This window comes from Vibrio fujianensis (assembly GCF_002749895.1).
Lineage (GTDB): Bacteria > Pseudomonadota > Gammaproteobacteria > Enterobacterales > Vibrionaceae > Vibrio > Vibrio fujianensis.
This window is the reverse complement of record NZ_NBUS01000041.1, coordinates 191,084-199,858: the sequence shown is the minus strand read 5'-3', so window position 1 is coordinate 199,858 and position 8,775 is coordinate 191,084. Positions and strand designations below refer to the sequence as shown.

Annotated in this window: 4 protein-coding genes; all 4 read right to left on the bottom strand. The window is 41.3% G+C overall.

The window, feature by feature from the left end; all coding sequences use genetic code 11:
* The coding region (locus B7C60_RS08160) for an NAD-glutamate dehydrogenase (RefSeq protein WP_245868948.1) at positions 1-4,068 on the bottom strand (4,068 nt) is incomplete at its 3' end.
* Between the two features lie 228 nt (positions 4,069-4,296).
* Positions 4,297-4,515, bottom strand: a complete 219-nt coding sequence (locus tag B7C60_RS08155; RefSeq protein ID WP_099611343.1) for a DUF2835 domain-containing protein — start codon at positions 4,513-4,515, stop codon at positions 4,297-4,299.
* A 76-nt stretch (positions 4,516-4,591) separates the two neighbouring features.
* Positions 4,592-7,195: an aminopeptidase N gene (pepN, locus tag B7C60_RS08150; protein ID WP_099611219.1), complete on the bottom strand. Its 2,604-nt coding sequence runs from the start codon at positions 7,193-7,195 to the stop codon at positions 4,592-4,594.
* A gap of 255 nt (positions 7,196-7,450) precedes the next feature.
* Positions 7,451-8,775 (bottom strand): carboxy terminal-processing peptidase (locus tag B7C60_RS08145; protein ID WP_245868945.1); only part of this gene is annotated, 1,325 nt, incomplete at its 5' end.

The following is an 8,775-nucleotide window of genomic DNA, read 5'->3' as shown; positions in this document are numbered from 1 at the left end:
GACTTTAGCTCCTGTCTCTTCTTGCAAACGGGTGACAAAGTTGCAGCCCATTTCATTAACCATCTGGTTAGTCAATGCCGTGGCGATAATTTCTTTACGTAGAGGATGTTGTTTCATCTTTTGCGCATAGTGACCGCGTAACTTTGATGGGAAATAATCGATCAATTGCTTAGCATGAAATTCATCATTCGCGACCTCATCGCAGGCAAGCTCCTCTTTCAAGCGCATTTTTCCATAAGCGACTAAAACGGCAAGCTCTGGACGAGTTAACGCTTGCCCTTGTTTTTCTCTTTCAAGCAATGTTTCATCATCTGGAATATACTCTAAGCTTCTATCTAAATAGCCTACTTTTTCCATATGATGGATAAAACGAATCTGCTCTTTTACCGTTTCAAGACCAAGAAATTCAGTCACAGAAATCGATTCAGCCTGTGTATAGGCATCTTGGATAACAATCTGCCCCACCTCATCTTCCATCGATTCAAGCAGTTGATTACGCTGTTTTACCGTTAAATCATCGTGAGCAACTAAACTATTTAAAAGAATTTTTATATTCACTTCGTTATCAGAACAATCAACACCACCGACATTATCGACAAAGTCGGTGTTAACACGGCCTCCAGATAAGGCGTATTCAACCCGCCCTAACTGAGTCATACCTAAATTGCCGCCCTCACCAATAATTTTAGCTTGCACCTCATTGCCATTAATACGCACCATATCATTGGCTCTATCCCCAACATCGGCATGCGACTCGTTAGATGATTTTATATAAGTGCCAATACCACCATTCCACAGTAAATCGACCTTCATTTTCAAGATCAATTTGATCAATTCATTTGGTGCAAGTGAACGCCTTTCGGTTGCTAGCATCGCTTGCATCTGAGTTGAAAGAGAAATCGATTTTGCCTTACGGGAAAATACCCCTCCGCCTTCAGAGATTAAGGCTGGATTGTAATTTTCCCAACTGGATCGAGGGAGTTGAAATAAACGTTGACGCTCTTGCCAACTGACATCAGCATCGGGATTCGGATCAATAAAAATATGCGCATGGTTAAACGCCGCTTGCAGGCGAATATGCTGAGAAAGGAGCATTCCATTTCCAAACACATCCCCTGCCATGTCTCCAATACCAATTGCTGTAAAATCTGTCGTTTGGCAATTAATCCCTAATTCACGAAAATGACGCTTGACCGACTCCCAACCACCTTTTGCGGTGATCCCCATGGATTTATGATCATACCCATTTGATCCTCCTGATGCGAAGGCATCTCCTAGCCAAAAGTGGTCATCGGCTGATACTGCATTTGCTAAATCTGAAAATGTAGCCGTTCCTTTATCAGCGGCAACAACAAGGTAGGGATCGTCCTCATCATGGCGAATCACATTAATGGGAGAAACAATTTTTCCGTCGACAATATTATCTGTCACATCTAATAACGACTGGATGAACCGTTTATAGCATCGCTGGCCTTCGGCAAAAATTTCATCTCGATGATTCAATAAAGGCTGTCTTTTACAAATAAAACCACCTTTGGCTCCGACAGGCACTATCACCGTATTTTTGACTTGCTGGGCTTTGACTAATCCGAGAATCTCGGTACGGAAATCTTCTTGTCGATCCGACCAACGTAGTCCACCACGAGCCACTTTACCAGCTCTGAGATGAACACCTTCAATATCCGGGGCATAAACAAATATTTCAAAAGCTGGCACGGGGGCTGGAATATCTGGAATATCGCGTGGCGTAAACTTTAAAGCAAGGCAAGCTTTTGGTTTTTTATGATGATCTACCTGGAAATAGTTGGTGCGAACGGTCGCACAAATCATTTCCATATAGCGTCGTAAAATACGATCGTCATCAAGGCTTTCAACATGATCAAATTGCTCGGTTAATTGATCGATCAATCTCGCTTGTCCCTTTTCTCTCCCCTTATAACTGGGATCAAAGCGACACATAAATAAGGCGACAAGATCTTGAGCTAACTCTGGATAATGGTTTAACGTCTCCTCAATGTACTGTTGACTAAAAGGAAAACCAACTTGACGCATATAACGTGCATAAGCCCTTAAAATAGACACTTCCCGTCCTGTTAATGATGCGCCTAACACTAAACGGTTAAATCCATCACTCTCTAATTCACCGTGCCAAATTGCAGAAAATGCTTGCTGAAAGCGATCTCGTGCTTCACGAAGATCCACTTGTTTATTACTTTTGTGAAGCATGGAAAAATCGAGGATCCAATACGTTTGTCCATGGTTTTTTTTGATCTCATAGGGAGATTCCCCAATAATCCGCAAACCCAGGTTTTCTAGCATCGGCATCACATCGGATAAATGGATAGGCTCATCACGATGATAAAGTTTAAGTCGAACCGCTTTTGAGTCTTTTTGCTCTTCTTGAGGTCGATAAAAGAGCATTCCCAATTTATGCTCTTCATTTAAAGCTTCTAGACGTTCAAGATCAGAGACGGCGGATCCGGGCATGACACTCTCTTTATAAGATCGAGGAAAAGCGCTTAAATAGGCTTTAGCGAGAGGACGCCCGTGACTTTCGCCAAAATTGGCGATTATCGCTTGAGAAAGTCGATCATCCCAACTGGTTGATGCTTCCATTAAATTTTGCTCTATTTTTTTTACATCAATATTGGCATTATTATTATCCACTCGCACGATGTAGTGGGTTCTTGCTAAGGGACTTTCTGAGAAATAAGTGGTAAATTCAACATCTTGTTCACACCCAAAATAATCTTTCAAAATCCGCTGGGTTTGTTTCCTTAGCTCGGTGTTATAACGCTCTTTGGTCACATAAACCATGCAACTGAAAAAGCGTCCAAAGGGATCTCGTCGTACAAAAAGTCGGATAAGATCTCGGTCTTGCATTTGGACCACTCCCATCCCTACGGCTAATAATTCTTTTTCATTGGCTTGTAGCAGTTCATCGCGGGGATAATTTTCTAAAATATTATGTAACGCTTTATAGGCATAAGACCCGACTCGATATCCACTGGCCAACAAAATACGTTGCACTTTCTCTCGAATAAGGGGAATGCTTTCTACCGTTTGGTTATAAACCGCCGAGGTGTATAAGCCGGTGAAACGATGCTCTCCGATGACTCGACCATTCTGATCAAACTTTTTAATTCCAATGTAGTCGGTATAAGCGGGTCGATGAATGCGTGATTGTTTATTGCCTTTAGTAATAATGAGTAAAAATGGTTTTTTGGCTTCTAAACGGGCAGCATCCGAAAATTGAGCCAGCTTCACTTTCCGAACCCGCTTTATCTCTGAAAATAGACCTAACCCGACTTCTTGGGTGGGGTGCAACTCGGTATCCCCTTCCACATTAACTAAGTCAAACTCTTTATACCCCATAAAGGTAAAATTATGGTCTCCGAGCCAACGTAAAAAATTTAACGTTTCTTGATAATGGGCTGACTCAACAGGAATAAATTTTTTTTGTTGTTCAAGTTGGTTGATGACCAATTGGAGTTGACTGACCATTGGCTTCCAATCACGTACAACCAAGGTAACATCACTCAACATACCCACTAGTTCATTTTGCAGTGCAAGCATGTCTTGCTTGGTGTTTAACTTGTCTACTTCAATATGGAATAACGACTGGAGTGAACCTTTTCCTTGATGGATACTTTGCACTCCTCCCTGCTTATCATAGTCAATATGAGTGGGGCCGTTGAGCATCAAATGGCACGTTAATCCTAAACGACTTAACGTCATCTTAATTGAATCAACTAAAAATGGACTATCGGGTAAAACTATCTCAACGATCGTGTGAGTCGATTGCCAACCATGCTTACTCACTGTGGGATTAAACACGCGGACTGACAATGCTTGTGAATCTTTCTCGGTAATATGGTGCCAAAGGCTAACTAAAGCCCCATAAAGATCGGATTCATTTCGCTTGGTAAGATCATCTTGTGCGACATTGCTAAATAGATGTTCTCCAAGCTGAGTAACTAGGGGCTGTTGGGCAGGATCAAGTTGGTTTTGAATGAGTTGATACACTTTTTCTAGGAGAACCGGCATCAAACCTTCACGCACAGTCATAAACGACTCCAAATATTAGAATATTAGATAAGTAGGATTATGCTGTAAGCATAGTTGCTGCTTACAGTAATGCGATGAATATTGTAAAGATTTGCTAACTGAACGTTAACAATCCTAACCTATCACTGGTCGTGAAATGTTTAAGACTGTGCGCTGTATATCAATTCACATAGCTATATATCCTTCCCACTTTAAGCTGCAGGGGTGTTGGCTACGTTCGTTACCCAATCACAGCATTTCGAGCTTCACAAATTTATGCTGTTGATCCGTCGTTAAACGAAATCGTCCTTTGATGCCAAGTTGGCTAAGAAATGGTCGTAATTTTGCCGCAGACAATTGCAGCTTAAGGCCATTATCAGTCATGACAATGACGTGACTGGCAGCACCTGAATAGTGTGCGAGAAAAGTTTGATAAGAGATATTGAGGGTAAAAAAGTAATGATTCATAGCCCAATTCAGCACCACAGTTGAGTCGGTACTCATGCTAAGCATAGTACCGACTCTGTGCGACTCATTTTTATTATTAATCTAACGCTTTGGTCACTTTTTCAAAAAGATCGTTGGCTAAATTATCTAAGTTCTTTAATGCTTCGAGTTCTTTCTTCATCAAGGTTTGTCGATGTTGATCATATAGACGGAACTTAAGTAATGGATCGATTAACCGTGAAGCAACCTGAGGATTACTGGTATTTAATTCACGTAAGATCTCGCCAGCAAACTGGTACCCTTCTCCTGTTTTTGCATGAAATCTTACCGGGTTCATCGCTAAGAAAGATCCAATAAGACTGCGAATACGATTAGGGTTTTTCATGCTAAACGCTGGATGTTGCATGGTATTTTTAATCACCAATAACGCATCTTTAGCAGGGTTTGTCCCTTGTAGCGTAAACCACTTATCCATCACTAAGCCATCGTGCTGCCATTTAGCACTAAAATCATTCATTAACGCTTCTCGACATGGCAACTGAGCACTATTGGCGGCATTCATGGCCGCCATGGTATCGGTCATATTATTCGCTTGCTGGTATTGATGATTGACTAAACGTTCACCCTGCTCAGTATAAGCAAGATACCCTAAACAGGTATTGCGTAGAGCACGTCGGCCAATCGCCGCATGAGCAATCGAATACTCTTCTTGTTTCAGTAAATGGTAAATCGCACTCAACTCGTCTGCTAATTCCGTCGCTAAAATCACTTTGAATTGATGCAACACTTGCGCGATAGCATCCACATCGACCTGTTTATACCAACCAGATACCTCATTATGATTCGGCAAAGTCAATACTTCTGCAATAAAGGCTGGCTCTAATGTATCGTTGAGCAAAATCCCCCGGAAGGCATCAATCACGCTATCTGGGAGTTCAATCATCTTTCCTTGCTGTATCGATTCAATATGAGTCCGAATATATTTAGCCAGTAACATTTGTCCGGCATCCCAACGTGCAAAATCATTCGTTGCGTGCACCATAAGGAAGCTCAACTCTTGATCGGTATAATCATACTCAAGTTTAACTGGCGCTGAAAATTCACGTAACAAAGAGAGAATCGGCTTTTCTGGCACCTGATCAAAAACAAAAGTTTGCTTTGACTTAGTAACGTTCAACACATGATGAATCACCTCTCCGTTACATTGTAACGGAATAACCGTCCCATCCTGTTGGTAGAGTTCAATATCCAACGGAATATGTAGCGGTTGCTTATAAGGTTGATCCGCCGTTGGTTCGGTAGTTTGCTCTATCGTCAAAGTATAAGTTGATGAGCTGGCTTGATAACTGCTGCTAATTTTGAGTAATGGGGTGCCCGATTGGCTATACCAAAGACGAAATTGTTGTAAATCAATACCACTGGCCTCTTCCATCGCAAGCACAAAATCTTCGCAGGTAGCTGCGGTTCCATCATGGCGTGCAATGTAAAGTTTCATTCCTTTCTGGAAATCGTCTTCACCGAGTAAAGTATGTAGCATACGAATGACTTCACTGCCCTTTTCATATACAGTTAAGGTATAGAAGTTATTCATTTCTATCACTTTCTCAGGGCGAATTGGGTGAGACATAGGGCCTGCATCTTCTGCAAATTGTGGCCCACGAATAATACGGACATTATGAATACGATTAACGGCTCGAGAACCGAGATCTGAAGAAAATTCTTGATCTCGGAAAACGGTTAACCCTTCTTTTAAACTCAGTTGAAACCAATCGCGGCAAGTGACTCGGTTTCCCGTCCAGTTATGGAAATATTCGTGTCCAATGACCGACTCAATACCTAAGTAATCGGTATCAGTTGCAGTATTTTCATTAGCTAACACAAATTTGGAGTTGAAAATATTTAATCCTTTATTTTCCATCGCTCCCATGTTGAAAAAATCAACCGCAACGACCATATAAATATCAAGGTCGTATTCCAGCCCAAAGCGCTGTTCGTCCCAACGCATTGAGTTTTTAAGTGATGCCATGGCATGGTTAGCACGATCTAAATTGCCTTTATCAACAAAAATCGCTAACTCAACCTTGCGTCCAGAGCACGTAATAAATTGATCACGTAATACATCAAAATCTCCCGCCACTAACGCAAATAGATAAGCGGGCTTAGGGTGCGGATCTTGCCATTTCACCCAATGTCTGTCGTTCTCTAACTCACCTTGATCGATCTTATTGCCATTACTTAATAAGAATGGATAAAGCGTTCTATCAGCAATGATGGTTGTTGTGTATTTAGCCAGTACATCTGGTCGATCAAGATAATAAGTGATACGACGGAACCCTTCAGCTTCACACTGAGTACAAAAGGCACCACCAGACTTGTATAAACCTTCTAACGCGGTATTCGCTTGCGGATCAATTTCAGTAATGATTTTCAAAGTAAACTGCGTTGGCAGTTGATAAAGCGTCAAACTTGATTCTGTCTGAGTATAATTGCTCCAATCTGCACCATTCACTTGGAGCGATTGTAAAATAAGCGCTTCTCCATCAAGTACTAACGTTGAGCTTTCTGACTGCTGCTGAATGTGAGAAATGGCGGTCACGGAAGTTTGGTTATCATGGAGATCAAAGAGCAACTCAATCTCACTAATGGTGTGCGTAGGGGCTTGGTAATCTTTGCGATATTTTACTTGCGGGCTTGTCGCCATGGTCGGGATCCTTTTTGACGTAATCACTGTGACTGATAAAGTTCATCACCGTTATCATTATCTTGTGATCTTAAGCCTGTCAGGGTTAATAACAACCCCCTAGATAAAAAAAATACGATTATTCTTACCTGGTTTTGCCTCATATTGATACACAAATACTACCGTGACTGACTTTTCAAACCGATAGTAAGTTAAGTGGTTGTGATAAAAAAAGAGCGGACGATAAAGTCCACTCTTCATTATCAATCAAACGTATTACAGCTTAAGCATATCCACCATGATCGAGACAGATTCATTCAGGTATGCATCAGGCGTTTCATAATCTTTTGGTACATCACTCAACTTAGCAAATGGTGTTAACCCCAAAGATTTTTGACGAATATTAATCCGTTCTAAACGTTGTCGGTCTGCTTTTTCCATTTCTTCTTTACGTTTTTTTTCATTTAAAGACAATAGGTTATCATCTTTTTCAGCTTTATATTTCTCAATATCTTGCAATATAAAACCAAACTCACGATCAGACATCACTCGCGCTTGATGCTGCTCAATCAGTTTGGGAAGCTGTGCTGTAAAATCATATAACTTGTCATATTGAGCTTTGTCTATGCTATCCCAAGGCAGTGCGTTATCTTCTACACTTTCCCCCGTTTCTTCAGCATTGACTGGCGTTGGGAAGATGATATCAGGAATCACGCCTCGATTTTGGGTACTGCCACCATCAATTCGGTAGAACTTTTGTATCGTGTACTGCACATACCCCAGCTCCTGTTCAAATAAATCATAGATATGATTTAAAGAACGGTGCTGCTGAACCGTCCCCTTACCAAAGGAGTTTTCACCAAGAATGATCGCACGTCCATAATCTTGCATTGCTGCGGCGAATATTTCTGAGGCTGATGCACTGTAACGATTAATTAATACCGTCATGGGGCCTTGGTAACTGATTTTTCCATCCGTATCACTATTAACGTTAACTCTGCCATAACTATCACGAACTTGTACCACAGGGCCACTGGTAATAAATAGTCCAGAAAGTGCCGTTGCTTCCGTTAAAGCACCACCACCATTGTTGCGAAGATCAACAATAATACCATCCACTCCAGCCGTTTTTAGTTCAGAAATGAGGGTATCTGTATCTTGTGACAGACCAACATAAAAACTAGGAACTTCCAATACGCCTATTTTTTTACCGTCTTTTTCAATAATTTGAGATTTGACGGCTCGATCTTCTAAACGAATTTTATCGCGAACTATAGTGACAATGTAACTTTTAGCCTCTTTCCCTTCAGGTAAAACTTGTAGCTTAACTTTCGTGCCTTTTGGGCCTTTAATCAGTTGAACCACATCGTCTAAACGCCATCCGATGACATCAACCATTTCACCTTTTTCTTGGCCGACCCCAATAATTCGATCACCTTCACTCAGCTGTTTGCTACTTGCGGCAGGCCCACCAACAACAAGAGAGCGAATTACGGTATAATCATCGGTCATTTGTAGTACGGCACCAATACCTTCCAACGATAAATTCATTTCAGACTGAAATTGCTCTGCATTACGAGGAGATAAATAGCTGGTATGTG

What these genes read in the sequence shown, in the direction of transcription:
- pepN (WP_099611219.1), bottom strand. Translation starts at nt 7,195, where the DNA reads ATGGCGACAAGCCCGCAAGTAAAATATCGCAAAGATTACCAAGCCCCT.
- B7C60_RS08155 (WP_099611343.1), bottom strand. Translation starts at nt 4,515, where the DNA reads ATGAATCATTACTTTTTTACCCTCAATATCTCTTATCAAACTTTTCTC.